The organism is Micromonospora sp. NPDC047548 (assembly GCF_040642975.1).
GTDB lineage: Bacteria > Actinomycetota > Actinomycetes > Mycobacteriales > Micromonosporaceae > Micromonospora.
In genome coordinates, this window is record NZ_JBEYTI010000123.1 from 1 (window position 1) to 1,487 (window position 1,487).

General features: G+C 65.4%; 2 protein-coding genes. One reads left to right on the forward strand and one right to left on the reverse strand.

The genetic code is table 11. The annotated features are described in order from the left end of the window. Positions 1–163: 163 nt before the first annotated feature. Positions 164–637, reverse strand: coding sequence for a diadenosine tetraphosphate hydrolase (locus ABZ807_RS33345; protein WP_357167159.1), 474 nt, complete (start codon positions 635–637; stop codon positions 164–166). Between the two features lie 217 nt (positions 638–854). Between ABZ807_RS33345 and ABZ807_RS33350 the strand changes: the two genes are divergently transcribed. Then, positions 855–1,109: a hypothetical protein gene (locus tag ABZ807_RS33350; protein ID WP_357167162.1), complete on the forward strand. Its 255-nt coding sequence runs from the start codon at positions 855–857 to the stop codon at positions 1,107–1,109. Positions 1,110–1,487 lie beyond the last annotated feature (378 nt).

Below are 1,487 nucleotides of genomic sequence, written 5' to 3' on the forward strand. Positions count from 1 at the left end.
GTAGAGAACTCACATGATCGTTGATGCCTGTGCCCGCTTGCTGCCCCGATCTGATCTTCTGACCGAACCTACGGCCCAATTGCCGGTCGCTCTTACAAGCAAGGGGTCCTGGACCCGTGAACTCTGGGCGGGCTCCTTCCGCAGCCGGGGGGGGGCGAGCCGGCTACGGGTGAGGGTTGCTGAGTGTCTCGGTTAGTTCCTTCCGTAGGTCGTCGTGCTGGGGCCCGAGTCCTGTCTCCGGCTGCTGCCAGTGGTCGAGCGGGTAGAGCCAGACTGGTCGCCCGCGGATGACCTCGGGTTCCCACTCAAAGCGCGGCCAGATGTGCGCGTGGAGGAAGGCATCGTGGTTGCCGAGGATCTCGTAGTTAATGCGGCGGAACCCGGGATCACGCCGCGAACACACGCGCTCGACTGCCTCACCGAGGCGTTCCATGTCGTCGAGGAACGCCAGCCGCCGCGCTCGGGGTAGATCGGTCAGCCGGTCCGCTGCCATATCCTCTGTGATCAAGACGCAGTAGCCGGGTAGGAACTGGACGTCTCCGATGACTGCGAAGCCCGCCGTCATGCGACGAAGCACCGTAGGGTTCTCGCCGCGCAGGGCAGCACCTACTCGATCCTTGCGCCAGTCCTCACCCATCGCGACATCCTAGAGGTGGGTGACTAGCTGGGTGACAACCGCCAGGTACAAGCGTGGACGACGGTGGACAGTCGGCGCAGGCCAGTGGCGCTCTTCTTCCTGTTCCAGCTACCGCCACGGTTCCTTCGGGACGAAGCAGTCAGCCCGCATGCGCGGGCCTGCTGGCGACCTTCGGCCGGCATCGGCCGGCGCGGCGGGTCCTTCTCGACCGCATCAGGTGGCTGGCACGATCGGTGTCATGCCAAACGGAAAGCCGGGCGATCACCCGGTCACGGACATCACGGTTCACCACATCGAGGTCTTTGGCACGGCCTGCGACGAGTTGATCCGGGAGATCTGCGAGCGCGGTGGCGGGGCGACTCTTGAACGACTGCAACTGTCGTCGCTTGACCCCCGTTTCGGAGGTCGTCCCGACCTCGCGGCGCTAGAGGCCGGTCTGCGCGAAATACGCGATCGACTGTCGACGGCCTGAAGGCTGGCCTCGTGCCCGATCCGTGCCCGACGCAGCGGACAACACCGGTCGGCACCGAAGGGCCCACCAGGCCGAGGGCTACAGCCAGTCACGTTGTGAGGCCCCCGACGGCCACTGCCCTGAACCCAGGGTGAAGATCAAGGCACCTTCCAAACTGACGGTGAGGGGCAGCCCTGTCTGTCAGGCTGAGGTGAGGCAGCCTTCTCGGTGCGGATAGGCTTGCCGGGAGACAGGAAGAGGATCATCGCGACACTACCCAGTACGCCTGGTGAGCAGGGCGGAAGGCCGAAACGGCGGACGTTCACGGCGGAGTACAAACTACGCATCGTGGCGGAGTACGACGCGGCGAAGGCCTCGGGCGAGGGCGCGGCGATCCTG

Excerpts from the sequence above, each read along its gene's own strand:
- ABZ807_RS33345 (WP_357167159.1), bottom strand. The coding sequence starts at position 637 with ATGGGTGAGGACTGGCGCAAGGATCGAGTAGGTGCTGCCCTGCGCGGC.